Source organism: Herminiimonas sp. (assembly GCF_030655415.1).
Map to the genome: position 1 here is coordinate 1 of NZ_JAURVN010000017.1, position 25,597 is coordinate 25,597.

23 protein-coding genes and 1 pseudogene are annotated in these 25,597 nt (G+C 49.2%); 14 read left to right on the forward strand and 10 right to left on the reverse strand.

Translation table 11 applies throughout. The features are described from left to right. Positions 1–221: 221 nt before the first annotated feature. Positions 222–389: pseudogene (locus Q7T66_RS15775) on the forward strand (helix-turn-helix domain-containing protein); the annotation flags it as partial. A gap of 129 nt (positions 390–518) precedes the next feature. Here the strand turns inward: Q7T66_RS15775 and Q7T66_RS15780 are convergent. From Q7T66_RS15780 to Q7T66_RS15800, 5 genes are all read right to left on the reverse strand, one after another. Beyond that, complete coding sequence (locus Q7T66_RS15780) at positions 519–989, reverse strand: 3'-5' exoribonuclease (RefSeq protein WP_304934059.1); 471 nt, start codon at positions 987–989, stop codon at positions 519–521. Between the two features lie 157 nt (positions 990–1,146). Further along, positions 1,147–2,478, reverse strand: a complete 1,332-nt coding sequence (locus Q7T66_RS15785) for a hypothetical protein (RefSeq protein ID WP_304934060.1) — start codon at positions 2,476–2,478, stop codon at positions 1,147–1,149. Continuing rightward, positions 2,475–4,502, reverse strand: a complete 2,028-nt coding sequence (locus Q7T66_RS15790) for a hypothetical protein (RefSeq protein WP_304934061.1) — start codon at positions 4,500–4,502, stop codon at positions 2,475–2,477. Before Q7T66_RS15790 ends, Q7T66_RS15785 begins: the two co-directional genes overlap by 4 nt. Further along, positions 4,499–5,488: a hypothetical protein gene (locus Q7T66_RS15795; protein WP_304934062.1), complete on the reverse strand. Its 990-nt coding sequence runs from the start codon at positions 5,486–5,488 to the stop codon at positions 4,499–4,501. The genes Q7T66_RS15790 and Q7T66_RS15795 overlap by 4 nt, the downstream gene beginning before the upstream one ends. Positions 5,489–5,732: 244 nt before the next feature. Then, positions 5,733–5,993 carry a DNA-binding protein gene (locus Q7T66_RS15800; protein ID WP_304934063.1) on the reverse strand — a complete coding sequence of 87 codons (261 nt, stop codon included), beginning with the start codon at positions 5,991–5,993 and terminating at the stop codon, positions 5,733–5,735. An 81-nt stretch (positions 5,994–6,074) separates the two neighbouring features. Here Q7T66_RS15800 and Q7T66_RS15805 point away from each other — a divergent pair, with 81 nt between their 5' ends. From Q7T66_RS15805 to Q7T66_RS15830, 6 genes are all read left to right on the forward strand, one after another. Continuing rightward, on the forward strand, positions 6,075–6,542 hold the full coding sequence (locus Q7T66_RS15805; protein ID WP_304934064.1) for a helix-turn-helix domain-containing protein: 468 nt from the start codon (positions 6,075–6,077) through the stop codon (positions 6,540–6,542). Positions 6,543–6,554: 12 nt separating this feature from the next. Further along, the gene (locus tag Q7T66_RS15810) at positions 6,555–8,087 is read left to right on the forward strand and encodes a TniQ family protein (protein WP_304934065.1); all 1,533 of its coding nucleotides are present in this window, start codon (positions 6,555–6,557) and stop codon (positions 8,085–8,087) included. A gap of 360 nt (positions 8,088–8,447) precedes the next feature. After that, positions 8,448–8,738, forward strand: a complete 291-nt coding sequence (groES, locus tag Q7T66_RS15815) for a co-chaperone GroES (RefSeq protein WP_112991133.1) — start codon at positions 8,448–8,450, stop codon at positions 8,736–8,738. 110 nt (positions 8,739–8,848) lie between these two features. Further along, on the forward strand, positions 8,849–10,489 hold the full coding sequence (gene groL, locus Q7T66_RS15820) for a chaperonin GroEL (protein ID WP_304934066.1): 1,641 nt from the start codon (positions 8,849–8,851) through the stop codon (positions 10,487–10,489). A gap of 301 nt (positions 10,490–10,790) precedes the next feature. Next, on the forward strand, positions 10,791–11,693 hold the full coding sequence (locus tag Q7T66_RS15825; protein ID WP_304934067.1) for a sulfurtransferase: 903 nt from the start codon (positions 10,791–10,793) through the stop codon (positions 11,691–11,693). A gap of 12 nt (positions 11,694–11,705) precedes the next feature. Then, entirely contained in the window at positions 11,706–12,887 is a 1,182-nt protein-coding gene (locus tag Q7T66_RS15830; protein WP_304934068.1) for a YeeE/YedE family protein, read from the forward strand. Positions 12,888–12,969: 82 nt separating this feature from the next. Here the strand turns inward: Q7T66_RS15830 and ylqF are convergent, their stop codons facing one another. Next, a complete protein-coding gene (ylqF, locus tag Q7T66_RS15835) occupies positions 12,970–13,917 on the reverse strand; it encodes a ribosome biogenesis GTPase YlqF (RefSeq protein ID WP_304934069.1) in 948 nt (315 codons plus the stop codon). Positions 13,918–14,245: 328 nt separating this feature from the next. Here ylqF and Q7T66_RS15840 point away from each other — a divergent pair, with 328 nt between their 5' ends. The 5 genes from Q7T66_RS15840 (at position 14,246) to mltB (ending at position 20,535) form a co-directional block, all read left to right on the forward strand. Continuing rightward, positions 14,246–15,268, forward strand: a complete 1,023-nt coding sequence (locus Q7T66_RS15840; protein WP_304934070.1) for a transporter — start codon at positions 14,246–14,248, stop codon at positions 15,266–15,268. 184 nt (positions 15,269–15,452) lie between these two features. Then, on the forward strand, positions 15,453–16,373 hold the full coding sequence (locus Q7T66_RS15845; protein WP_304934071.1) for a MoxR family ATPase: 921 nt from the start codon (positions 15,453–15,455) through the stop codon (positions 16,371–16,373). Between the two features lie 27 nt (positions 16,374–16,400). Next, positions 16,401–17,411 carry a DUF58 domain-containing protein gene (locus Q7T66_RS15850; protein WP_304934072.1) on the forward strand — a complete coding sequence of 337 codons (1,011 nt, stop codon included), beginning with the start codon at positions 16,401–16,403 and terminating at the stop codon, positions 17,409–17,411. Continuing rightward, positions 17,408–19,438 carry a transglutaminaseTgpA domain-containing protein gene (locus Q7T66_RS15855; RefSeq protein WP_370691656.1) on the forward strand — a complete coding sequence of 677 codons (2,031 nt, stop codon included), beginning with the start codon at positions 17,408–17,410 and terminating at the stop codon, positions 19,436–19,438. The genes Q7T66_RS15850 and Q7T66_RS15855 overlap by 4 nt, the downstream gene beginning before the upstream one ends. After that, a complete protein-coding gene (gene mltB, locus Q7T66_RS15860) occupies positions 19,435–20,535 on the forward strand; it encodes a lytic murein transglycosylase B (RefSeq protein WP_304934073.1) in 1,101 nt (366 codons plus the stop codon). The genes Q7T66_RS15855 and mltB overlap by 4 nt, the downstream gene beginning before the upstream one ends. Before the next feature lie 50 nt (positions 20,536–20,585). Here the strand turns inward: mltB and Q7T66_RS15865 are convergent, their stop codons facing one another. Next, a complete protein-coding gene (locus Q7T66_RS15865; RefSeq protein WP_304934074.1) occupies positions 20,586–21,140 on the reverse strand; it encodes a YaeQ family protein in 555 nt (184 codons plus the stop codon). 260 nt (positions 21,141–21,400) lie between these two features. On the opposite strand from Q7T66_RS15865, the gene Q7T66_RS15870 reads away from it, so the two are divergent. Both Q7T66_RS15870 and Q7T66_RS15875 read left to right on the forward strand, forming a co-directional pair. After that, a complete protein-coding gene (locus Q7T66_RS15870; RefSeq protein WP_304934075.1) occupies positions 21,401–21,979 on the forward strand; it encodes a DUF1415 domain-containing protein in 579 nt (192 codons plus the stop codon). Positions 21,980–22,387: 408 nt separating this feature from the next. Next, positions 22,388–22,723 carry a hypothetical protein gene (locus tag Q7T66_RS15875; RefSeq protein WP_304934076.1) on the forward strand — a complete coding sequence of 112 codons (336 nt, stop codon included), beginning with the start codon at positions 22,388–22,390 and terminating at the stop codon, positions 22,721–22,723. A gap of 34 nt (positions 22,724–22,757) precedes the next feature. Here Q7T66_RS15875 and cysM read toward each other — a convergent pair whose 3' ends face one another. From cysM to lapB, 3 genes are all read right to left on the reverse strand, one after another. Then, positions 22,758–23,660: a cysteine synthase CysM gene (gene cysM, locus Q7T66_RS15880; protein WP_304934077.1), complete on the reverse strand. Its 903-nt coding sequence runs from the start codon at positions 23,658–23,660 to the stop codon at positions 22,758–22,760. A gap of 165 nt (positions 23,661–23,825) precedes the next feature. Next, positions 23,826–24,206 carry a helix-hairpin-helix domain-containing protein gene (locus Q7T66_RS15885; RefSeq protein WP_304934078.1) on the reverse strand — a complete coding sequence of 127 codons (381 nt, stop codon included), beginning with the start codon at positions 24,204–24,206 and terminating at the stop codon, positions 23,826–23,828. A 203-nt stretch (positions 24,207–24,409) separates the two neighbouring features. Then, positions 24,410–25,585, reverse strand: a complete 1,176-nt coding sequence (gene lapB / locus Q7T66_RS15890; protein WP_304934079.1) for a lipopolysaccharide assembly protein LapB — start codon at positions 25,583–25,585, stop codon at positions 24,410–24,412. Positions 25,586–25,597: the final 12 nt, after the last annotated feature.

The following is a 25,597-nucleotide window of genomic DNA, read 5'->3' on the forward strand; positions in this document are numbered from 1 at the left end:
GATGCTCTATGCATCTCTTTTACTTTTATGCTTTACTAGAAAAATGCCACAGCGCATTGTACAAATGCGCTTGAGTTCTCGCATCCCATATTCTTGGGAGGTCGGAAATCAAGCGCATTTGCTTTGCTATGCGAAATGATGAGAATGGTTGCTGATTTGCAGCGAAAGCTGACCAACGTTTAGAACACTATCCTACTTACCAAAATGAGTATGAGATTGGAGTGATCGACGTGGCATTACTTGGAATTATTCGACGCTGGCACCTTCGTGACCAGGTCTCATTGAGGGAGATATCCAAACGATTGGGTATCTCTCGAAATACCGCCAGGCGTTATCTACGTGCTGAAACTGTCGAGCCAGCCTACGCTGATCGACGTTCCCCGGCTTCAGAGTCAGACTTTTTCCCAACAGAAAATTTTGAAAGAGCAGATAAAAGCCATTCCGCTTGTTCTGTTATGTGCAGTATCCCTATGCGTACGGGTGGCGCGATAACATGTTTTTCTCGATCTGGAGTTTTGCTAAGATTTTCTTGCTTGATGTGTTCTGTACGCGTGTCGGTTCGCCTGCGCATCATAAAGCGCATGATGTTCTGGCAATCCTGAGTGTTTAAAAAAATCATAAAGCATTAACTCAACGATCTCGTTGCTCACCAACTTATATCGGCACCAAGTTGGCACGCGATGATCTAAAGCGTCACAGAATAAATCCCAATCTGTTTGATAATCGACGCAAATAAATACATCTTCTTTGTCGCGTCGGACGATGTCAAGCCATTTGATAATTTCCAGGTGAAGATTATCGATCGTAAAATATGAATGCGGTATTTGACGCAGCAAGGGTATGACTGCTTCTCGGACGAATGCAGAGCAGGCGTGGTCCGGATATGGAACTTCAGCGTAGAAGTCCTCCCCGTACTCGGATGCCATGCCTAAACTGATAAGGTGGGGATTAAAAAAATCCGTGAATTCAGTATCTATAAAAACATTCATATATGTTCATTTATGAGAGTATCGACTCTTTCGTATATCCTGCGGTATGAAATTCCATTCCGCATAATTGGCACATATCTACAAAACTTTTTACCTCTGACCTGACGATGCATATTACTAATTGGGTTAGGAATTGAACCCTTGAACAAGTAAAAATTTAAAGTTTATCTTTATAAAGATTAGCATTCCTCTTTAAATCTTTCGCCGTGTGCTTTCCTTTATTATTAAATGGTATGACCTGACTAGACTTTTTGGTCCCCTTCGTGATGGCGCGCTTAACATCCGACAATCGACGACGTTCGTCAACAGACAACGCGGCAGTGAGTTCTGCTTCTGCTAATAGCTCTTTTCTAAGCGAAATCGAAGACTCAAGAAATGTTGTTGCCGAATTATTTGGCAATGGGATCGGACACCACAAATCCTTCCTTTTAGGGTCGGGGCAATTTTGAATTTCCTGCGTAGTTAAAATTTCGGTCTCATCACGGTACACAGCATACTCACTTGAGAAATAGGCGCGCCTTATCGCTTCTCGGTCCACTTTTTTACTTCGTGTGTATTCAGCGCGGAACGCCAACACAATCAGCTTTGCCATGGCACGCTTCCGTCCTGCCGAGTATGCATGTAAGGCTTCCGAATCCAGAACTGGATCAAAAATCAGCACCTCCGGAGCAACGTCACGCTGCGCTTTGAGTGTGTTCTGCCAATCAAGACTCTTACCGTGATCAGGAAAAAGAACGATCGGATCTGCGAGCAATCGCTGTTGCTCCTCACCTGGGCGGCGTTGGAGCCGACGAATCAAAGTGAAGTTCGCTGCGAATACGAATGGAAGACCAATGTATCCAAGGGAAAGTAACATTTGTGCGACACGTGCATTCGCACTTTCGCTCCCTGTGGCAAATTGGAACTCATCACCAATAAGACAAGGTATCCCATCACGATAGGCCAAACGACGGCACTTCTTGATCAGATCAACAAGACTCCCCTTCACTTGCGTAAGGGAACAAAGAACCTCCAAAGGAGAGCTACACGCCTGCACAGTTATTTTCCAAGGTCCTTTTACCGGAAAGGGGGAATGGCTTTCATCGACCAAGATTTGCTGTTCATCATTACCGCAAACTCTGCAAAATGCGTTTATCAGTTCTGATTTCCCAGTGCCTGCCAAGCCTGTTAAACATATTGGTGAAGAAAAACTGGGAAGTGGCGATTCTTGCGCATATAAGCCATTGAGAAATGTTTTCCCATCTGGATATTTGGCTACGCAATGTGCGTGCGCCACTCCGACCAAGCGCTTAAGGACTGTTATGCATTGCTCGGTCGGATAGAAAACCGTTTGAAGCGCCGTTTCAAGTTGGTGACATGCCAATTCAACCGGGAAAGAAGACAAGTTAGATAAAGGGGGGACCGTTACTAATGCGCGTCGCTTGAGTTCATCGGTATCAAGCAATGTCTCAAAGCGATCCGCCCAATAAGAAGTTGTTCGGATAGTCACGCTGCTTTCCTCTTCTTAGTGGTTCTTGATTCGTCCTGCTGTTGCACCTTAGCTCGTTTAGGCTTTCCAGATCTTCGCTGCCCCGCATCCCATGATTTTCCAGTGTTTGATTCAAAACGTTCACGAAAGTCCGAGGAATTAGCATTCTGATGCACACGAAACGCCGATTTAATTTCACGACGAACATCTACCCATTGTTCAAGCTCAACAACCGACGTCCATAGTGTTTCTTCATCCCCTCTTATCCGCAACATTGCGTCGAGCATAAGCAACTTTCCATCGACCTCCACCCATACATGACGTACACACATATCCAAGACGTACCCCTGAATGCGCGGCTTCATGCCGTGAGATATGTTGCATCTTTCTAGAGCACCCGTGCATTCAAAATCTGATGAGTAATAGCGACGGCCATTCAGATATACCCCGTCTTCGCTCACCAAAAATTCGGTAGGTGTCAGGAACGTGCGAATTGCCTCATCGATTCGCATTGGATGAGCATCATTCCGAAAAATTTTGTCGTAGTAGTTCCATAATCCGATCGGGCTAGGAGTGACGAATGCCAATTCACTATCTGGATCGAAACGGGCCTCCATATCCGCTCCGTTATTAAACTCAATCAATCTCAATATTTCTCGCTTGGCTAACTCCACAGGAGTAAGTGCACTTTGTACGTAAGTCGGCTCTCCTTCAAATTTCAGATCTTTGGGGTGCGACGACTCGACTGTTGCTTTGGATTGCCCAGACCATGAGGGAGCCAGATCTCGTATTGGGAAACGTTGCTCCATCGCTTCGATCAACTCCTTTCGAGCACCAGGACCGCGATCAATACCAAAGTGACCAGGCAACCCAACGCTGCTCCACTCAATTGTGTCGAATGGAACTCCAAATAATCGACAAAAATAATCTTTGGGGACTGCCATGCAGAACAACATCATTCGATAAGCGGTGGATCGTTCCGCACCAAATGAAAATCCGATGCCAAGCTTCAAGCCCGAGAGGACATCTCGACTAACAACGACACATAGTGGCGGAAGATTTTTTCCTTCTATATATCCTTTGGAACGCTCCTTCAAGTAATAACCATCTGCCTCTACTTTTTCCATTAGATTGCAAATTTCTTCCGAGAAACGTCCCTTGGACGCTGCGATACGAGTTCTGTGCCGAGTAGATCCATAAAGTGATTTCTGAACCTGCTCCATTCCAATGTTTTTAACAACTCGATATTTGAACTGCCAATACGTTGGGATTGGTTCGCCTTGCGGGTGAACATAAACCTTCATGCCAGACTCATGAGTGACAATCCTGCAATGAAAATCCTCTACCATTGCGTCCTCAAAGATCTTGGTCATGAATTTACCTATTCCAGCCCGTTTTAAATAACTCTTGATGCAGGCTTCTTCCAGTTCCTTGCTGCAACCGTGTCCATAATTCTTTCCGAATGCAATGGACGGTGCACCAAATTTTTGATCCGGATAGCACTCCCGATCCCAATGGCCGATTCGATGAAAAGGCGGAAGCAATGTCCATATATCTTGACCAAAGCAAAGGTAAGTAAGAAGCCACAAACGAAATCTTGATTCGTTCTGAGGCGGATTGCACTGAGCTGCGCGACGATTAATTTCCGCTTGTGGATCTGTACTGGACAAAATACTTTCCATATCTCGAACCGACGGAGCGATGTGTAGAAAACGGTTTTCGACGCGAACTTGATGGGAAATCTTTGCCTTTGTACGCAGGCGATCTATCTGATCAAGATTCATTCCGTCCAACGATTCAAGCCAAGGCGGCAGGCTCATTTGATGAGGTAATGGCATGATTTGATCCGAAGCTGCCCCCTCTTCAAAAGCTCGTCTTGGCACCGTCAAGAGATGCGCTTTAGGCTGCCCTATATTGTTACCGTTATCAAAGTGCACGATAAAAACCCGGCCGCTCTTGAAGTCACTACGTAAGAAGTAATAAACTAGACCCTTCATCAAGGTCCCACAACCATCCGCTGCAATGATTTGAGTACCTATCTTCACAGTTTTACTCCGAACCACTCAGCATAGACAACTGTCACATCTCGCACTTCAGGATGCATTGGTCTATTGATAAGGATCGGTTGAAATAAATCGACCCTAAGCTGTCGATACCAAATTGCCTGATAAAAAACTGTCCGGCATTCGTCAACGGAATAACGACCTCGCTCAACAAATAAAGTAATAACTTCCGCAGGCGTGATACCTAACGCCATGGCGTCTTGGAATTTTTGAAGAATTTCTGCGCGCTGATTTTCCGAAATAGATAACTGACGACGGTGATAAAGGAAGAGCTGCCTCAAGTTGGCCGCAACATTCAAATTAATCTCTTCGCCAGCTATCCGTATAGTTTTAATATTTGCATCCAAATATAAAGTCGCTTCAATTTCATGGCGCGCCAAGATAGCCCGAGTAGGCTCTGATGACTGAGGTCTTCCATATCGGCTTGGCCCAGCTCGCATGAAATTTTGGCGCTTGTCTTTAATCGTCCAATTAATGCAATCGATATGACTGCCGGCTCTGGCGATCGCCCACAACAGATCGCCGCACCATGGATAAACAACCGTCATTTGTTCGCCAGCTATTTCTGGATGCGAAACCTTAATACGAGGCAGAACATCCAAAGCATCGAGTCGATCTGCAACATCAATCAATCCATTCAAAGGACGTAGTGAGCTACGGTCGATACCTGGATATGTCCAAAGGGGATGCACGGCAGGTTCCGGTGCGAGTATCCGTTGTTCCTGCAGTCCCACTACATCCGGATGATAAATTCCAAGTAAAGCCGCATCTCGTTCAGCAGTGGATAACAAATGAATTTCCCGACCGCCAAATTTCTTTGGAGTCAGAATGAAAGCACGCGAAATGGAGGGGGCCTCCTGAGGAGTGGCCAAAATCCCCGGCACATAATTCAAATCCCACATGGGATTTTGTTGGCGCTGATAAAGAACCTTCAGCTTCGCAGACGAGATGCGTTTTTGATAACTCACTATCGCCTCAGAAGGCAAGGTGAGAAAAGATTAGAGGACATGTAGCACTCCTTGAGCTAATCAAAGTTATTTATTCCATACACTCACTAAGATTTATGAATGTTTGGACGACACAAGACCTTTGACTTACCCGAAAAAACAGGAGATACTTCAAGTGCTAGCAAGAAGTCTCCCTGCGTAAGCAGGTAAGCCGGATCTTTCAGTAATGAGGGGTTCGGCTTTTGTTTTATATCCAGCTAATCTCCTATTTTTCAGAATCTAATGCCGTCAACTGCTCAACAAGTTGACGCGACAATTCGTCTATACCCAAGGCAACGCCTTGCTTTAATCCAAGTGCAAGCGCAATTTTGTGGCTTTGCCCTCTCATACACTTTCTACGCCCCTCAAGAACTTGATAAACCAGTCCCGCAGAAAATCCTCGAACCCTAGCCCACTCGGCAACTGAAGTGCCAGAGCGCTCAAATAAATTTTTAGCAGCAGAGGCATCAAGGACAGGCTCATTCATGGATTCTACCAAAATGTATGCTTAAGCGATCAATTTATCACATACTTGCCTATTTGCGCTTCTGTACATACAATTAATAACATGACTGTACAAATATCTACACTTCAAAGCGTTGGCATCCCTCTAGGTTTTGGAATTCGACTCAAAGAAGAGCGCAAACGTTTGGGTCTAAATCAAGCCGAATTTGCGCAAATTGGAGGAGTCGGACGTTTGGCTCAGTTGCAATATGAGTCTGAAGCGACTGCGCCGACAACACGCTATCTATCTGCAATTGGCGCCATTGGTGTCGATTTGGTTTATCTCGTAGCAAACATACGTTTAGAAGCAGATGGTTTGAGAGCGGCGCAACGAGAGAGCGTCGAACGGCGTGCGTTCGAGTGGGTGGAAACATATGCAGAGACTCTAGCAAACGGAAAAATGAGTGCAGAAGCTAGGCGTTTTATCTACCAAATCATTCGTGGCGTTCTGATTCAAATGGAATTGGGAGCATTGCCGGAAGACTTCGACATCGGTCTTTTAATGTCACAAAAGATTGGTAATTTTCAGTAAGGGGTAATTGCAATGGACGAGATGAAACTCCTTCCTGCCTTTTTAGCCGCACTCAGGCAAACCATCAGTGATCACCAAACCTCTCGTCATAATGACGATGCACTTGATCAAAAATTCAAATCTCTTTTCCACGAAAAAGTAGCCAGTGTTACGAATAGCGATTGTAAATCGTCTCAATCCTTCACTGGACGTGTAGTTCGTTTACCAACTCGTGCGCTTAATAAAAATCCAAGTGAATCAAGGGTTCTTCTTGAGATTTGCAGACCATTACCTGATGAGATTATTCAAGGCTGGAGAGGGCGTATGCGAGCCGCAAACTGCATAAGCCCAAAAGAAAAAATTGAAGAACTGATTGAAGCGCATGCACGCAGCATAGATAGAGATGTCACAGTTGGTACTGATTTTTTTCAAGATGCTGCCTGCATTCTCAATATGCAACGTGAACAACTGTTGCAGCAACACACACTGACACCTTTTTTCAATTGTCTTCACGGATTAAAAGCTAGTGGCAAACTCGGAACTAAATCCTCGAAGCACAGAGAGGCTAGAGAACGTTATGCTCTTTTCAGTTTTGGAGGAAAGCATCCTCGGTATTGTTGGCAATGTGCACAAGAGGATCGCTCCTCTTTAGGCTTCTCCTACTGGCGACGAGCTCATCAAATTCCAGGATTGCTTTGGTGCCCTAAGCATAGCAGCCAACTTTTAACTGTTCCGCGATCTGATGCCTTCAATCACGGTCCGCATGAGATGACGGACACTACAGTCAATGAAAAAATTCATGACCTCAATAACGAGCAAACAGAATTATTAAAAAGGTATGCATTCATCGTAAATGAGATATTCGAACAGATGCCTGAGATTGACAGTCGAACGGCAAGTGCCACCTTTGGAAAAATGGCTAGGGCTGCCGACCTACGATTTTCAAAAATAGGGACGCGTTCAACTGTAAGTAATCACCTCATGGAAAGACTTCCACTATGGTGGCTAAATGACGTCTCACGAGTAACCTGGATCCCAAACAAATATATTTCGACTGTTGATGGCATATGCACTCCTGATGCCACTCGGTACACCACCGTGACATTGTGTCTGTTGGCAGCATTGTTTTATGACGACGCGGAATTAGCCGTTGCCGAAATTCTCAAACCAGCATCACTTACTCAAAGTAAAACGCTTGGCTCAATTTTTTGGGGTAGCAAGAAAGTTTTCGATGAATACGTTGCTCAAAAAGGAAATGTTAGTAATGTTGCGGAACAACTTTCAATTCCAGTCAGCACGACTTCACTTGGGTTATTGAATCAAGGATTGCCTGGTTTGGGCAAATCGACCACTGTAATTAATGCGGTGCATGCTTTTTTATCAGGCGAGCCGCTGGCTGAGGTATGCACAAATTACAACGCCACAAGCGATGAGGTCAAAGCATTCTTGCGCCTGTCTGGTACTAAACTAAAAACTGCGCTTGATAAAATTCATGGAAAATCCTGTGAGAATTCGCAGTCAAGTAGCCCAACCATGAAAAAGCAAGTGTCAGTAAGATCGGCCTAGTACGACCGTACTCCTACTAAAAACAAGTACTTGGGCACGCCGCTAAAACCGCCTTTCATCGCCCTAGTAATTTATCCTCATAGGGAAACTAGAGCAGTTTTCCATTATTAAACCTTTCACAGGTACTTCTCCTCTATCCGACAGACTTTATTCCGCCCCCGACAGACTTTATTGTTTTCGGTCAGCGACTTGAAATATAAGGCAACCGTCCCTATACTTAGCACTCACCGGAAGAGAGTGCTAACAATTCTCCCCGACTGACCCAACTTTCTGGTGCGGCACGTATGCACTGTAAAGCGCGCTTTGCAGCAGCAGTGCCGCAAAAAATTATCCTAACTTATTGAAAACTAAGGAGTTTGTATGAACCTTCGTCCTTTGCACGATCGCGTCATCGTCAAGCGCCTCGACCAGGAAACAAAAACTGCGTCCGGCCTCATCATTCCTGAAGCAGCAGCTGAAAAGCCTGATCAAGGTGAAGTTCTGGCTATCGGCAACGGCAAAATCCTCGACGACGGCAAAGTTCGCCCACTCGACGTTAAAGTTGGTGACCGCGTTTTGTTCGGCAAATATGCTGGTCAAGCAGTCAAAGTCGACGGCAACGAAGTCCTCGTGATGCGCGAAGAAGACATCATGGCAATCGTACAAAAATGATGCCGATTTTTCGAACGCGCGGCACTGCTGCAGCGATCGAAACCGGTTTCATCCCACAGTGATCAACTCGCTCAACGCGAATCACTTAACGAATATCAGGAGCATTAAACATGGCAGCTAAAGAAGTTATTTTCGGCGACGCAGCCCGTGCAAAGATGGTCGAAGGCGTCAACATTCTGGCCAACGCAGTTAAAGTCACCTTGGGCCCTAAAGGCCGTAACGTGGTGTTGGAACGCTCGTTCGGCGCGCCTACCGTTACTAAAGATGGCGTTTCGGTCGCTAAAGAAATCGAACTCAAAGACAAATTGCAAAACATGGGCGCGCAGCTCGTGAAAGAAGTGGCTTCCCGCACCAGCGACAACGCAGGCGACGGCACCACTACTGCTACCGTTTTGGCACAAGCGATCGTTCGCGAAGGCATGAAATACGTTGCAGCCGGCATGAACCCTATGGATCTGAAACGCGGTATCGACAAAGCTGTTGCAGCAACTGTTGAACAACTCGCACTGATCGCTAAACCATGCACCACAACTAAAGAAATCGCTCAAGTTGGCGCGATCTCGGCGAACTCGGACTACTCGATCGGCGAGCGTATCGCTGAAGCGATGGAAAAAGTCGGCAAGGAAGGCGTCATCACAGTTGAAGACGGCAAATCCCTGAACGACGAACTCGATATCGTTGAAGGTATGCAGTTTGACCGCGGCTACCTGTCACCATACTTCATCAACAGCCCGGAAAAGCAAACTGCAATTCTGGAAAATCCGTTCATCCTGTTGTGCGACAAAAAAATCTCCAACATCCGGGACCTGCTCCCGGTATTGGAACAAGTCGCTAAAGCCGGTCGTCCACTGCTGATCATCGCAGAAGACATCGAAGGCGAAGCACTGGCAACTCTGGTTGTGAACAACATCCGCGGCATTCTGAAAACTTGTGCTGTTAAAGCGCCAGGCTTCGGCGATCGTCGTAAAGCCATGTTGGAAGACATCGCTATCTTGAGTGGCGGCCAAGTCGTTGCTGAAGAAGTCGGTCTGACACTGGAAAAAATCACGCTGGAAGAATTGGGCCAGGCTAAACGTATCGAAATCGGCAAAGAAAACACCACGCTGATCGACGGTAACGGCCAAGCTATCAACATCGAAGCACGCGTTAAACAAATCCGCGCGCAAATCGAAGAAGCAACTTCGGACTACGACCGCGAAAAACTGCAAGAACGCGTTGCCAAATTGGCAGGCGGCGTTGCAGTCATCAAAGTCGGTGCAGCTACCGAAGTTGAAATGAAAGAGAAAAAAGCACGCGTTGAAGATGCATTGCACGCGACTCGCGCTGCAGTCGAAGAAGGCATCGTTCCTGGCGGCGGCGTTGCATTGTTGCGCGCACGTGCCAACATCAATGTCAAAGGCGACAACTCGGATCAAGATGCTGGTATCCGCATCGTTCTGCGCGCGATGGAAGAACCACTGCGCATGATCGTGCAAAACGCCGGTGAAGAAGCATCCGTCGTTGTAGCTAAAGTACTCGAAGGCAAAGGTAACTTCGGTTACAACGCTGCCAACGGTACCTACGGCGACATGGTTGAAATGGGTGTTCTCGATCCAGCTAAAGTAACTCGTTCGGCATTGCAAAATGCTGCTTCGATCGCTGCGCTGTTGTTGACCACAGATTGCATGGTTGCCGAAATCGCTGAAGACAAACCAGCTGGTGGCGACATGGGTGGTATGGGCGGCATGGGTGGTATGGGCGGCATGATGTAATTGCTGTTCCGCTTCGGCATCGTGCAAACGATGTCGAACACCATGCACTTTTCAGCAATGAAAACGCATAGTAAAAAGCCTGCAAGGTTCACGCCTTGCAGGCTTTTTTGTTTTCGTGTGAAGAATGTTCGTCAAAAATGCGGGCGAATCTGCAGCATGCATTTTACGAATATGGATATAGGAAAAGCTTCGTTGTTCATCGGCAATGCCTTCGGTAATGTGAGCGCTTAACGTTTTTTTAACAAAGGATTTCGATAGCGAAATCTGAAAAAACGAATTAATTAACCACCGGAGGAGAGCAATGAAGATCATCAAGTCCCTGCTGATTGCAGGTAGTTTATTACTGGGTACGGTGCATGCTGCACCTAGCGATTTCCTCGTCAGCACAGACTGGCTAGAAAAAAACATCAGCAACCCAAAAGTGAAATTGATTGAAGTCAGCGTCAATCCTGGCGTGTTCGAACGTGCACACATTCCAGGCGCCATCAACTTTGAATGGCACACCGATCTGGTCGATACCGTACGTCGCGACATCGTCAGCCAACAAAATTTTGAAACCCTGCTGCGCAAAGCCGGCATCAATAACGACAGCACCATCATCTTGTACGGCGACACCAATAACTGGTTCGCAGCATGGGGCGCGTGGGTGTTCGATATCTATGGCGTGAAAGAAGTCAAACTGCTGGATGGTGGCCGTAAAAAATGGGAAGCAGAAAATCGCCCATTGGTCGCTGTCACCAAAATCCCTAGCGTCGGCAACATCAAAGTCAGCGCAGCCAACCCTGCCCTGCGTGCACGTTTATCCGACGTGGTTGCCGTAGCAGAGAAGAAAAGCAATGTCGCATTGGTCGATATCCGCTCGGCTGATGAATACAGCGGCAAAGTATTCGCACCTGCCGGCGTACAAGAATTGGCAGTCCGCGCTGGTCACGTACCAGGCGCGACCAACGTACCTTGGGGTCAAGCAGTCGCGGCCGATGGCACATTCAAATCAGTCGATGAACTGAAAAAAATCTACGCTGCAGCCGGCGTCGATGGCAGCAAACCTGTCATCACTTATTGCCGCATCGGCGAACGTTCGAGCCACACATGGTTCGCACTGAAAAAATTGCTGGGCTATGACGTACGCAACTACGACGGGTCGTGGACGGAATACGGTAACGCAGTTGGCGTACCGGTTTCCAACCCTGCCGGTACGGTGTGAGGCGGCAAATAATTGGCTGAACTTGCATTGCCGCCAGCACGGCGGCTGGTGCCCGCTGCAATCGTTATTGCAGCGGCACTCTGGTTTGTCCAAACCCTGGGCGGCATTGCCGAGGGTGGTCGGGAGCTGGCCCTTTCTGCATTGATCGGGCTGGCTTTTGGCATTGTGTTGCAGCGTTCGCGCTTCTGCTTTTTTTGCGTGAGTCGCGATTTTATCGAGCGACGTGATGCACGCGGTTTGCTCGGCATACTTGCGGCATTGGCCGTTGGGCTGATCGGCTATCACGTTGTATTTGGCGCGTTCATGCCGGTGCCGACTATCGGTCGTCTGCCGCCACAAGCGCATATCGGACCATTGAGTTGGGTGTTAGCTGCGGGTGCATTCAGCTTCGGCATCGGCACGGCAATTTCTGGCTCATGCATCAGCGCGCATCTGTACCGACTGGGCGAAGGCGCAACTGCTTCACCATTTGCATTACTTGGTGTGTTGTTCGGTTTTGGGCTGGGCTTTTTGAGCTGGAATTATCTGTATCTGTCCGGCATCCAGGAAGCACCTGTCGTGTGGTTACCGCATCATCTTGGTTACGCCGGATCGCTGGCTTTGCAATTATTTGCATTGGCCGTGATTGCGGTGCTGCTGTGGCGTGGACATCGCGAGCAATTACCGTCTGATCTTTCTACCGAACAAACTGGCGGTATCTGGTCGCGTCGCTGGCCAGTGTATGTCGGTGGTTTGCTGATTGCCTTCATCGCTGTGCTGTCTTATTTCCGCATTGGGCCTTTAGGCGTGACGGCGGAACTGGGTAGCGTGGCGCGTACTGGTGGCAATGCACTTGGCTGGTTGCCGACACGGCTGGAAGGACTGGATACGTTTTCCGGCTGTGCGACTGCAATCAAGGAAACGCTGTGGTCGCAGAACGGCGTGTTTGTCGTCAGCTTGATATTGGGATCACTGGCTGCAGCTTTATCGGCGGGTGACTTCAAACCACGCGTGCCGCGTCTGCAAGAAATCGTGCGCGCATTCTTCGGCGGCATCCTGATGGGCTGGGGCTCCATGGTGGCACTGGGTTGCACGGTCGGCACGCTGCTGTCGGGCATCATGGCTGGCGCAGCATCGGGCTGGGTGTTTGCCTTGTTCCTGGCAGGCGGGCTGTATCTGGGCTGGCGTGTGCGGACGCGCTTCAACTGGTTTTGAATCAGACGCTTAAGCTAATGTAGTGAACGCATTCATAACAGTAGAAACAAAAAAGGAATCGCATCTGCGATTCCTTTTTTTATTAACGTCGTCGAACGAATGGCTCGTCTGGACTTTCTTCTTCTGGTTCTTCCGGCTCACCTTCGACATCACTCAACGAAGGTGGCGGCTGGAAAGTCGCCAGCAATTCGACGCGACTTTCCGGTGTCTCCAGGCTGATACGTCCGAGCAGGCCGGTCCGATAATCTTGCAGGAAAATATGCGCAGCTTTTTCCAGGTCGAGGTCACCGCCCTTGATGCGCAAACCGCGACGCACAGCGACGCCTTCGATCACACTTACGCCATCGATGCCTTCGACATTCATGCCGTAACGTGCAGCCACCAGCGCCGGATAACGCGCAAGGATGATATCGGCCAAAAAGGTCGCAACTTCTTCTTCGATCAATGCATTGCTACCAATTGCATGGCTGGCGGCCAGCATCAGGCCATCGCTCGGATACGCGATCTTTGGCCACATCATCCCCGGCGTATCGGTCAGCACGATGTTATTGCCGAGATAAAGACGCTGCTGCATTTTGGTCACGGCAGGTTCATCACCCACCTTGGCGACGCGCTTCTTGAGCAGCGCATTCATCAAGGTCGATTTGCCGACGTTAGGAATCCCCATGATCATGATGCGCAAAGGCTTCAAGGCCGTACCGCGATGCGGCGCGATCTTCATGCTCATTGCAGGAATCTTAAGGACGTCGGATGGTTTCTTGCAACTGAGTGCGACTGCATGCACGTTCTTTTGCTTGTTGTAAAAATCCAGCCATTGCTGGGTCGCAGCAGGATCAGCCAAATCACTCTTATTGAGGATCTTGAGGCAAGGCCGCTGGCGGAAGGTGCGCAGCTCTTCGATCATCGGATTGCAACTGGCTTGCGGCACGCGCGCGTCCAGTACTTCGATGATCATGTCGACCTTTTCCATGGCTTCCGCCGCCTTTTTGCGGGCGGCGTTCATGTGGCCTGGGTACCATTGTATGGACATGCGTAACTTTATCTGTGGGAAGCAAGGCGCTATTTTACCTGCTGGCGACCTTATCAGCGGCAGCCGATTGCGTTCTCACCCTGATTTCGCTGCCAATTGCCCCTACTTTGTCACACGCGCGTCATATCCCGGGCGCAGCATTTGCATCCAGCGCCATCGGGGCCTGGCGCGAAAAACGGCCCCGACCAATTTTTGTCCGGCTTTTCATTCGATTAAAAGCCGCAGTTCAAACAAACTTGTCTATCGTGCATCGTCTTTCTCTCATCTTATTTTTTCGCACATACCATTCCCTGAATGCGCCCGCGCTTGTGCGCTTGCCTTTAACCCAATGATCGCGTCGTCCAATCTTAACTACGGCTCCGATCAATCCGGACTGATCTGGGGTTTTGTGTTCGGTCGCGATGAGCGCGCGACTTTGATCAATTCGGCCGACGCGTTGGCATGGCTGAAAAATCACGAGCAACATTCCGCACATGAATTCATCTGGCTGCATTTCAACCTGAGCAATACTGCCAGCGAAAAATGGATCACGGAACATGCAGGCGTCGCCGAAGAATTTAACGAAGCCTTGCATGACGGCTCACGCTCGACGCGCATTGAGCTGGCCGACAATACCCTGATCGCGGTGGTGAATGACGTGTTGCACAACTTCTCACTGGATTCCGCCGATATCGCAACCTTGTGGTTAAGCGTGACGCAACGCGTCGTCATCAGCGCAAGACGCACGCCCTTGAAGTCGATCGAACGTTTGCGACAAGCGGTGGAACACGGCGACACCATCCGCTCGTCGGTGGAATTGCTGGTGCATCTATTACGCGATCAAGCTGACGTATTGGTGAAGATCGTGCGTGACGCAGTGGCGCGCGTGGACAAAGTAGAAGACAACTTGCTCGCCGGTCGCCTCAATCGACAACGCGGCGATCTCGGCGCATTGCGACGCATACTGGTTCGCTTGCAGCGCTTGCTCGCGCCCGAGCCTGCTGCGCTATTCCGCCTGCTGCAAAAACCGCCAGTCTGGGTCGCAGAACTGGACACTCAAGAGTTGCGACAATCAACTGAAGAATTCTCCGTGGTACTCAGCGACATGAGTTCGCTGCAAGAACGCATTAAATTGCTGCAAGAAGAAATCGCCGCGCAGGTCAATGAAGAAAACAGTCGCAGCCTGTACGTGCTGACCATCGTCACGGTACTCGCGCTGCCGATCAACATCATCGCCGGCTTGCTCGGCATGAATGTAGGCGGCGTGCCGCTGGCGGAACATGAATACGGCTTCTGGATCGTGGCGGGCATCGTTGCCACCTTCACTGTCGTCGCCGGATGGTTTGTCGTGCGCAAGCAAAATCAAGATTGACGCCGCGGCCGTCGTTTCATCTTTCATCTCTATGAATGTGAGCATGACAAATTGTTCACCTTCTTCGCGAAACCAAGCACATTTTCCCGTACGCACTAATCTCGCTTAGAATCTGACTCGCAAGTCAAAATTCTAAACGCGCATTTGTTGACGCGTTATCACTCAATCTTCCACGGAAAATCGAATGTTCGCTAAAGTGCATGCAGTCGCGAAACAAGTCAGTGAAATCGTTGTTGGCAAGGATCTGCAAATACGTCAGGCGCTGGTTTGCCTGCTTGCTGGTGGTCATCTATTGATTGAAGATGTCCCCGGCGTCGGCAAAACCACCTTGGCACATGCACTCGCCATTTCTCTCGGACTGCAATTCAATCGCCAGCAATTCACCAGCGATTTACTGCCGGCAGACGTGGTCGGCATTTCGATTTTTGATAGAGAAAAAAACGGTTTCGTATTTCATCCTGGCCCGATCTTTACGCAAGTCTTGCTGGCCGATGAAATCAATCGCGCCACGCCGAAGGCACAGTCCGCTTTGCTGGAAGCGATGGAAGAACGCCAGGTTACTTCTGATGGCGTGACCCGCAGTTTGCCGCAACCATTCTTCGTCATCGCTACGCAAAACCCTACGCATCAGATCGGCACCTTTCCTTTGCCTGAATCGCAGATGGATAGATTCTTGATGTGTCTGTCGTTGGGTTATCCAGATGCTGCTTCCGAGCGTGCATTGCTGATGGGCGAAGATCGACGCACCTTATTGAAGTCGATGAAGATGGCGATGCAACCAGCCGATCTGAGCGAAGCGCAAGCCGAACTCAAAAAAATCCACGTCTCGGCAACCTTGATCGATTACATCCAGGCACTGGCACAAGCGTCGCGCCAAAACGGTATGTTCGCCGAAGGCTTGAGTCCGCGCGCCACCATTGCACTATTGCAAGCGGCACGCGCATGGGCTGCGATGGAAGGACGCAATCACGTAATCCCGGAAGATGTGCAAGCGGTATTGGTACCGGTTGCAGCGCATCGATTGCGCACCTTGAAATCAATCGCCGGTAGCGCCTTGAGCAGTCGCGATATGGTCTTGCAATTAATGAAATCAGTTAGCGTTTGATTCTGCACGAGCACCTGCGCTGCACTCATGACTAAGACCCTGCGAAAAATGTTTCACGAATGGACAGCCCGCTGGTTGTTCAGGCTGCGCGGCGCGGAAGTGGGCGAAGTATTTCTGAATCAACGTCGTGTCTTTATCGTACCCACACGCGCTGGCCTCACATTTGGCGTGATGCTGGTCGTGCTCTTCCTTTGTTCGGTTAATTACAACCTCAGCCTCGGCTTTGCATTGACATTTTTGCTGGGCGGCTGCGCAGTCATCGACATGCATCTGACCTTTCGCAATCTGGCGCATCTGCATTTACGACCTGGGAATACACCAGCCGTGTTCGCCGGCGAAGATGCGCAATTCGAACTACATCTGAGCAATCGCCGCAAGCACGATCGCTATGCAATCTGGGTCAATTTCATAAACGACGACGTCACGGCCGTTGAGCATGTCACCGACATCGCCGCCGGCAGCACTCGTAGCGTCACGCTCAATACACCAACCAAGGAACGCGGCTGGTGCAATGCTCCACGCATACGATTGGAGACGCGCTTCCCGCTTGGCTTGCTGCGTGCATGGAGTTACTGGCAACCGGCAATGCAGGTATTGGTTTATCCACAACCAGAAGAAAACGGACCGCCGCTGCCTTTACTGGAAGGTGAAAAAGCTGACGGTTCCGGTCATGCTGGCCACGACGATTTTGCAGGTATACGCGCGTATCAGGCAGGCGATTCAATACGTCAATTAGCGTGGCGACAAATTGCACGTATTGAAGGCGGCGCACTGGTAACCAAGCAATTTGAAGGTGGCGCTCGCAGCGAACTGGCCATCGATTACGACAGCCTGCCGCGCGCAATGAATATTGAATTGAAGTTGTCGCGGATGACGCATTGGGTATTGGCGGCAGAGATGCGTGGACAGCCTTATGCATTCCGTATTGACGGCACACATTTAAAACCGGCAATTGGGCCGGCTCATCAAGCCGCGTGTCTGAGCGCACTTGCCCTTTTTGAGCGAGCATCAGAACAGACAGCGGAGCGTGCCGCGTGAGTTTCTTGCATAAGGCATGGCCTGCGATGGCGACGCGCAGCACGCGCCCGATGTCGCGCGCCAAAGCCGATACCTTGCTTTTATTACTCGCTTGCGGCTTGGTGCTGGCACCGCATGCATTACATCTGCCAATATGGATCACCGGCATCTGCCTAGCGATGATGGTTTGGCGTGGCTGGATCACATTTCGCGGCAATCGCATGCCGCCTCGCTGGTTGTTGTTGCCGATCGCAGTGTTGGCAATGGGTGGTGTGTACTTCACGTTCAAAACTTTTTTCGGACAGGAAGCCGGCGTGGCGATGCTGGTGCTGCTGCTGACATTTAAATTATTGGAAATGCATGCCAGTCGCGATTTGTTTGTCGTGGTGTTCTTGAGTTTTTTTCTGCTGCTCACGACCTTCTTTTATTCTCAGACCATTGCCACGGCACTGTTGATGATCGCCGCAGTGATTACGATGTTGACGGCGCAATTATCTTTTCAATATACCGATGCGGTCCCGCCTTTACGCAAGCGCCTGCGCTTGGGCGCGACCATCTTTGCGCTGGCGGTTCCGCTCACCGTCGTGTTGTTTGTCTTGTTCCCGCGCATACAAGGGCCGCTATGGGGAATGCCTGCTGATGCCAACGCAGGCCGTAGCGGCTTGTCCGACAATATGTCGCCCGGGAATATTGCCAAACTGGCCTTGTCTCAAGATGTCGCGTTTCGCGTCAAGTTTATCGACGCGGTGCCTGAGAATTCAAAACTATATTGGCGCGGCATCGTACTCGATCAATATGATGGCCGCACCTGGACCAAACGCCCATCTCGCAATCAAGCGAACCCGCAAATCATGTGGACTCCGCGCGGCACACCCGTGCGTTATCAAGTTACGCAAGAACCCAATATGCGACGCTGGTTATTTGCACTTGAACTGCCGGAAGCTGCGCCCCAGCTACAGAACAATCGCACCGGCATTACACCTGATATCCAGTTGATCTCAGAACGCCCAATCTCGTCACGGATTCGTTACGATGTGACGTCCTATCTAGACTATGATCTGCAACCGAACGAGACGCGTGCGTCTTTGCAAGAATGGCTGGAATTGCCCGCCAGTTACAACCCGAATACGCTGACATTCGCGGCCGAACTGCGCAAGCAAACGGATGACGATTTGACTGCAGTGAACTCTGTGTTGAAATTTTTCCGGCAAGAAAAATTCAGCTATACCTTGCAACCGCCGTTACTCGGTCGCAACGGTATCGATGAGTTTTTGTTTTCTACGCGCGCAGGTTTTTGTGAACACTATGCCGGCGCATTCGTTGTGATGATGCGCGCGATGGATATTCCCGCACGCGTCGTCACCGGCTATCAAGGCGGACAAATGAATCCTGTCGATGGCTTCATGACCGTTCGCCAAGCCGATGCGCATGCATGGGCCGAGGTCTGGCTCGCAAATCGCGGCTGGGTGCGCGTTGACCCGACAGCTGCTGTCGCACCAGAGCGCATAGAACGCAATAGCAATTCATCGACCACACCGGCGTTCGGTGGCTTGATCAATATGAATATCGGACCAGATTCGTGGCTGCGAAAAATCCGATTTTCTTGGGATGCTGTCAACAACGGCTGGAATCAATGGGTATTGAATTACACCCCAGACAGGCAAAAGAGTTTGCTACAGTCGCTAGGCTTCGGTAACATCGACTGGCGCACAATGACGGCATTGATGTTTGCAATCGGTAGCGTGCTGACGTTGCTGATCGCCTTTCCCTTACTTGCGAATCGCAAGAAAATAGATCCACTCGATGCCGCCTATGCCAAGCTCAGCAAGCAAATGGCGCAACACGGATATCCGCGTCAGGCGCATGAAGGACCGCGCTCTTATTCCGTACGATTGTTGAATTCTGCTTCCAGACTTACGCAGGAACAGAAGCATGCGATCAAGAATTTTCTGATTATTTATGAGGCAGCACGTTACCGTCCGCTTGAAAAATCTGCGCTACCCGACGTGCTGTCCAAACTCACATCATTATTGAAAAAGTCTCGATGAAATCTTTCTCCAAACGTGCATCGCTAGTCGCCCTCTCTTCCGTATTAGCGTTAACCGGTTGCGCCTTTGCAGGTGACAACAACAAGAAGCCAGCCACTCAGGCCAAAGCAAAAAAGGTCGTCAAACCAGTTCAAGGCGATGAGTTCGCCAACTTCAATCAATGGAGTGATGTCGCCGCTTTCATCGATCAAATGGCCGAGAAAAACGGTTTCGACAAGAAAGAACTGCAAGCGACATTAAATAAAACGCACTTCGTCGACAGCGCAATCCAGTTGATGAAACCAGCACCACCCGGCAAGCCGAAGAACTGGGCCGCCTATCGCAGCCGCTTCGTTGAACCTGTGCGCATCGATGCCGGTGTCGCCTTCTGGAATACCTATGCAGATGCGTTGGCGCGCGCTGAGGCTCAATACGGCGTGCCGGCAGAAATCATCGTCGCCATCGTCGGCGTGGAAACCGTCTATGGCCGCAACACTGGCAACTTCCGCGTGATGGATGCGATCACAACGCTGGCCTTCGCCTATCCGGATACACCTAATCGCACTGCACGCATGAACTACTTCCGCGGCGAGCTGGAAAACACTTTGCTGTTCGCACGCGATGAACGCATCGATCCATTTTCATTGCTGGGTTCATATGCTGGTGCGATTGGCTGGCCGCAATTCATGCCTGGCAGCATACGTAAATTCGCAGTCGATTTCGACGGTAATGGCCACATCGATTTGCGCAATTCGCCGGTAGATGCAATCGGCAGCGTCGCCAGCTTTTTGGTCCAGCATGGTTGGCGCAAAGGTGAGCCAATTACTTATCCTGCCAGAATCGATACAACATCGACAGAATGGCAACGTTTTATTGGTCAGGGGCTGGAGGCAAAATTCAGTCTGGAAGAACTACGGGCCGCAGGCGTAACGCCGGTCATTGATCCGCCGGTCGGCATGCCTTTTGGCTTGGTCGATTTACAGAATGGCGAGGATCCGACTGAATACTGGCTGGGTGCAGCCAACTTCTATGCGATCACCCAATACAATCGCAGTTTTTTTTATGCGATGTCAGTGAATGATTTGAGTCGCGCGATGCGGACTGCGCGTAATTACTGAATCAAATAATTATTTTAGAGATGTTTAATACAAGCGACGTCGCCAAATAATTATTTGGCCGCGTCCGCTGGCACTTTCAAAGTCTGCAAGTCAATCAGCAACGATTCACCGTCACCGTTAATCCAGACTTGCGCATCCTGGATCGTGCATTGCAATTGCATATTGCGTTGCGCAAGTTTGGCAAGCGCCTGACTGGTGGCAGCGGGTAAATTAAAGACACTCAGATTCTTCGCTCTATCTACCTTGTTCGCAATCTGATTCCACCAGATATTGCTCATGCTGCTATAGCTGTAAATGATGACTTGATTCGAACGGCCGCAGGCTTTCAGAATGCGTTTTTCGTCAGGCTGACCTACTTCTATCCACAGATCAATCGCGCCCGTTAAGTCTTTCAGCCACACATCAGGTTCATCATCAGCGCTGATGCCTTTGCCAAATGTCAGTGCTTCACTGGCGTTCAAAACAAATGCCAATATCCTCACCATCATGCGTTCATCTGTTTCTGACGGATGACGCGCGATAGTCAGCATATGTCCGTCGTAATATTGCCTGTCCATGTCGGCAATTTGCAGATCAGCTTTGAAGATGGTGGATTTGAGAGCCATGAATGTACTTGTGTCGAAAACGTATGAATTAGTTAAAAATAAATACTGAAATAGAAATTTGAGTGGCGATGCGGTAATGCTTTATTCGCAGTTTGGTAGTGCAGCGCGCTCGCAAGAATAGCCGATCTATCGCGATCCTAGCGATGATTTTTCAGGCTTTGTTTATCAGATCAAGCAAATAAGGCTGATGAATGTCGCGCGCGCAGAAATTATTCTGCGAATCAAACGTTTAAAATGAGCGCTTAACGAGAACAAACCTAATGCAAACATCTTCCCCCGCAAGTCCTGAGCACCACGACCACGCCATTATTGCCGCGACTCAGGCATGGATCGAAAAAGCCGTGATCGGTCTCAATCTCTGTCCCTTCGCCAAAGCAGTCTATGTCAAACAACAGATTCGCTATGTTGTCAGTAAAGCGAAAGAAGTTGAGGCACTCGTGGCCGAGCTGGAGTCAGAACTGCAGGCTTTACAAGCCGCCGATCCAACGCAGATAGACACGACGCTGATCATCATTCCCGATATGTTGAGCGACTTCCTCGATTACAACGATTTTCTGAGCGTAGCCGACAACCTATTGGAAGACTTAGAACTGGATGGCGAAATCCAGATTGCAAGCTTTCATCCGGACTATCAATTTGCGGATGCTGCAGCGGACGATATTGAAAACTACACCAATCGCTCGCCGTATCCGATCCTGCATTTGCTGCGTGAAGCCAGCATAGAGCGCGCAGTGGATGCATTTCCCGAAGCAGAAATGATTTTCGAAAAAAATATGGAAACCTTGCGCAAACTCGGTAACGAAGGATGGCAGAAGCTGGGACTAATACCTAAAGCGTAACAATGAATGTCATCGCTCATAACGCCGCAAGTAATTTCCCTTAAGAAATATTCAAGCCACTCTTTCATAATCAAGCTCCATCCCTATATAAGTAATTGATGTTTATAGGGATACGCGCATACCGTTTGTTTCTTTTTTTACATTTTTTTCAAAAGAAAACTTGTTTTGAGGAACTCTAAACGATCTATGCGGCCGAATAAGGTATAAAAAGTACATTGTTTTTCAATTGCTTTTTTGGAATTTTTTGCTATATTGGTTGCCTACGGTTAATTTTTTTATATGAAATATTGTAAAAAATCATCGTCTTTTGCAACTTTACCAATGTGGCAATACTCCAAGAAGTAGCTGATGAAATTGCATATATTTGCATTTCCCCATTCCACCTTTGACTTTTGAATCGAAGATATTATGACTACTCAGGATAGCCCAATGACTAGTAACCGACTCGCAGATCAAGTTGCTTATGATCCTAATCACTTGCTGGATTCGCTGATTGAAAAACTGCACCTGAAAAATGATGCAGCCCTTTCACGTGCGCTGGAAGTTGCACCGCCGGTAATCAGCAAAATTCGCCATCGCCGCTTGCCGGTCGGTGCTTCGCTATTGATCCGTATGCACGAAGTCAGCGACTTGAGCATTCGCGACCTGCGCATTTTGATGGGTGATCGTCGCGATAAATTCCGTATCAGCGACAAACAGTTCAAGCCGAAAGATGGCGTGTCTGTAGATCAAGCAGCAGAATAAAACAACCGGCTACTCTCGGCTAAGTCGAAAAAACTTACGCCGGGAATACGCCTGTTGAAAGATAGCGGTCGCCTCGGTCACATACGATAAACACTATCGTTGCATTTTCTGTTGTTTGAGAAATTCGCAGTGCGACTTCACATGCTCCAGCCGCTGAAATCCCGCAAAAAATCCCCTCTTCAATTGCTAAACGTCGTGCAGTTTGTTCTGCAACGGCTTGGCTGACATATTCCAAATGATCGACCTTGCTGGCATCGTAGATCTTCGGCAAATAAGCTTCTGGCCATTTTCTGATACCAGGAATTTGTGAACCCTCTTCCGGTTGCACACCGATAATTTTGATATCGGGATTTTGTTCTTTAAGATATTGCGAGACGCCGATAATGGTACCAGTGGTTCCCATCGCGCTGATGAAATGCGTGATCTTGCCGCCAGTGTCGCGCCAGATCTCAGGTCCGGTCGCTTCGTAATGTGCGCGAGGATTATCTGGATTAGCAAACTGATCGAGGATCAGGCCTTCACCGTTTTTCTGCATCTGCTCTGCCAGATCGCGCGCGTACTCCATGCCGCCGGTTTTAGGCGTCAATACAATCTTGGCACCGTACGCGGCCATCGCTTGACGACGTTCTTCGCTTAAATTTTCCGGCATTAACAAGATCATCTTGTAGCCGCGCATAGCTGCGACCATCGCCAATGCGATACCTGTATTGCCGCTAGTCGCTTCAATCAGCGTGTCGCCTGGTTTGATCGTGCCGCGCGCTTCCGCATGCTTGATCATCGACAAGGCTGGTCTATCCTTCACCGAGCCGGCTGGATTATTACCTTCCAGCTTGCCGAGAATGATGTTGTTACGACGCGCAGTGTCTTCACCATCAAGGCGTTTGATTTGCACCAGCGGCGTATTACCGATGGTGTCTTCGATAGTCAAATATGGCATAAGGGGATTGAGTTAATTCCTGAAGAACGTCATTTTAATCGACAGCGCAGGAGCGCGTGCAAACCTGATTGTAAACTGTGCAGACAGAAAAAAGCCTTGGTGATTTCCATCGCCAAGGCTTTGATACTTATACGCTTGTTTACAGCTTGGTCATTTGTGCGGACATTAGGTTTTCGCTGGTTTTTTGACGTCAATCGTTTTGTCAGTGACTGCGCCCTTTGTTTTCTCTGTTTTTACAGCGGGCGTTTTTGCTGCGGCAGGTTTTTCTGCACCAGCTTTAGCTTTGCCATTAACGGTCAGCCCAGCCTGCGAAAACTTGTCCGAGCTCTTTTCGCCTACGCCTTTGACGCGCGTTTGTAGATCATTCCAATCTTTGAAATTGCCACCCTTTTTACGTGCATCCAAAATCGCTTTCGATGTTGTTGGTCCTATGCCTTTAATACCGTCAAGCGCCGCTTGATCGGCCTGATTAACTTCAACGCTTGCGAACGCAAAGCCGATTGAAGCGATCAGCGCACCTAAAGCCAACAATAATTTATTCAACATGGGGAATGTCTCCAGTGTATTGGTGATAAAGCTCGGAACCGCAGGCGATAAAGCCTGAATTTATTGCCTAATTTGCAATAAACCCGTTTGAACTTTAGCAGCATTGGATAGGAATAACATTCCCATAAACAGGTGAGTTTTCACCGCCTCAGCGGTGAAAATCATGATTGAAGATGATGCAATGGTGGATGTGATCCAGACACTCAATTCATTACATTTAATTCTTCAGTACGGCGTGGTGGATAGCTTTCCCATTTGCTGCAACCAGGACATTGCCAATAATACTGCCGCGCCTTGAATCCGCAATTGCTGCACTGATAGCGCGCGAGCTTTTGCGTGTAGCCATGGACCAGATTCTTGACCATCGATAGTTCGGTACGCATCTCGGGCGGCGCATCCAACAAACGCGCTTCCAGCAATTTATCCAAACCCAACAAGGTTGGCGTACGGCGCAATTCATCGCTGACCATCTGCGTTGCCGCATCCACACCTTCCAACTCCAACACGGCTTGAAATACAACTTCCAGCAAGTCGATGGAAGAAGCTTCCGTCAAATAAAATTTCAGCAGGTTCACGCCTTCTTGCGCACGCCCTACAGTGCGATAACCATCCATCAAGCGCTGCGCTACCAATGCCACGTGCGGCACGCTCTGATGTTCAACGCGACGCCACGCAAGCAAAGCAGACTCAATATCGCCCTTCGCTAAAAATGCATCGCCCATCAACATGGTCGCGCGCACGCTCTTGCGATCGGCGGCCAAGGCTTTTTCCAGCAGGGTAATCGCGGCATCTGGATGCGTATGCACCAACTCGTCTTGGGCCAACTCACAATAAAATTGTGCGACCTCTTTTTGACGACCACCGGCACCAGATTCTTGCAAAGCTTGCGCGGCTTCGATGGCGCGGTGCCATTCCTTTTCGCGCTGATAAATTTCAAGCAAGGCACGACGCGCTTGCGCGCTGTATTGTGTATCAGCCAAAAGGTTGAAGGTCTCTTCTGCTCTATCCAGCAAACCAGCGTTCAGATAATCCTGACCCAGTTCATATTGCGCATGCACCTTGTGCTCTTGCGGCAAATCTGGACGCGCCAACAAATTCTGATGCACACGTATCGCACGCTCGGTCTCGCCGCGACGGCGGAAAAGATTGCCGAGAGCGAAATGCAGTTCGACTGTTTCCGGATCCAGTTTGACGATTTCGATGAAGGCATCAATCGCTTTATCAGGTTGCTCGTTCAGTAAAAAATTCAAACCTTTGAAATAGCCGCGCGGCAGACTGCGCGACTCGGAAACCAGTTGTTTGATATCTACGCGCGCAGCAATCCAGCCCAGAGTAAAAAAGGCCGGAACAGCGAGCAACCACCAAGTTTCAAATTCCATGCAATGCCGTAT

Bases quoted from the DNA above. Each gene is read 5' to 3' on its own strand.
- Q7T66_RS15885 (WP_304934078.1), bottom strand. From the start codon at position 24,206: ATGTTGAATAAATTATTGTTGGCTTTAGGTGCGCTGATCGCTTCAATC.
- groL (WP_304934066.1), top strand. From the start codon at position 8,849: ATGGCAGCTAAAGAAGTTATTTTCGGCGACGCAGCCCGTGCAAAGATG.
- Q7T66_RS15845 (WP_304934071.1), top strand. From the start codon at position 15,453: ATGTTCGCTAAAGTGCATGCAGTCGCGAAACAAGTCAGTGAAATCGTT.
- Q7T66_RS15850 (WP_304934072.1), top strand. From the start codon at position 16,401: ATGACTAAGACCCTGCGAAAAATGTTTCACGAATGGACAGCCCGCTGG.
- Q7T66_RS15805 (WP_304934064.1), top strand. From the start codon at position 6,075: ATGACTGTACAAATATCTACACTTCAAAGCGTTGGCATCCCTCTAGGT.
- Q7T66_RS15870 (WP_304934075.1), top strand. From the start codon at position 21,401: ATGCAAACATCTTCCCCCGCAAGTCCTGAGCACCACGACCACGCCATT.
- Q7T66_RS15865 (WP_304934074.1), bottom strand. From the start codon at position 21,140: ATGGCTCTCAAATCCACCATCTTCAAAGCTGATCTGCAAATTGCCGAC.
- groES (WP_112991133.1), top strand. From the start codon at position 8,448: ATGAACCTTCGTCCTTTGCACGATCGCGTCATCGTCAAGCGCCTCGAC.
- cysM (WP_304934077.1), bottom strand. From the start codon at position 23,660: ATGCCATATTTGACTATCGAAGACACCATCGGTAATACGCCGCTGGTG.
- Q7T66_RS15810 (WP_304934065.1), top strand. From the start codon at position 6,555: ATGGACGAGATGAAACTCCTTCCTGCCTTTTTAGCCGCACTCAGGCAA.
- mltB (WP_304934073.1), top strand. From the start codon at position 19,435: ATGAAATCTTTCTCCAAACGTGCATCGCTAGTCGCCCTCTCTTCCGTA.
- Q7T66_RS15780 (WP_304934059.1), bottom strand. From the start codon at position 989: ATGAATGTTTTTATAGATACTGAATTCACGGATTTTTTTAATCCCCAC.
- ylqF (WP_304934069.1), bottom strand. From the start codon at position 13,917: ATGTCCATACAATGGTACCCAGGCCACATGAACGCCGCCCGCAAAAAG.
- Q7T66_RS15875 (WP_304934076.1), top strand. From the start codon at position 22,388: ATGACTACTCAGGATAGCCCAATGACTAGTAACCGACTCGCAGATCAA.
- lapB (WP_304934079.1), bottom strand. From the start codon at position 25,585: ATGGAATTTGAAACTTGGTGGTTGCTCGCTGTTCCGGCCTTTTTTACT.
- Q7T66_RS15840 (WP_304934070.1), top strand. From the start codon at position 14,246: ATGATCGCGTCGTCCAATCTTAACTACGGCTCCGATCAATCCGGACTG.
- Q7T66_RS15800 (WP_304934063.1), bottom strand. From the start codon at position 5,993: ATGAATGAGCCTGTCCTTGATGCCTCTGCTGCTAAAAATTTATTTGAG.
- Q7T66_RS15825 (WP_304934067.1), top strand. From the start codon at position 10,791: ATGAAGATCATCAAGTCCCTGCTGATTGCAGGTAGTTTATTACTGGGT.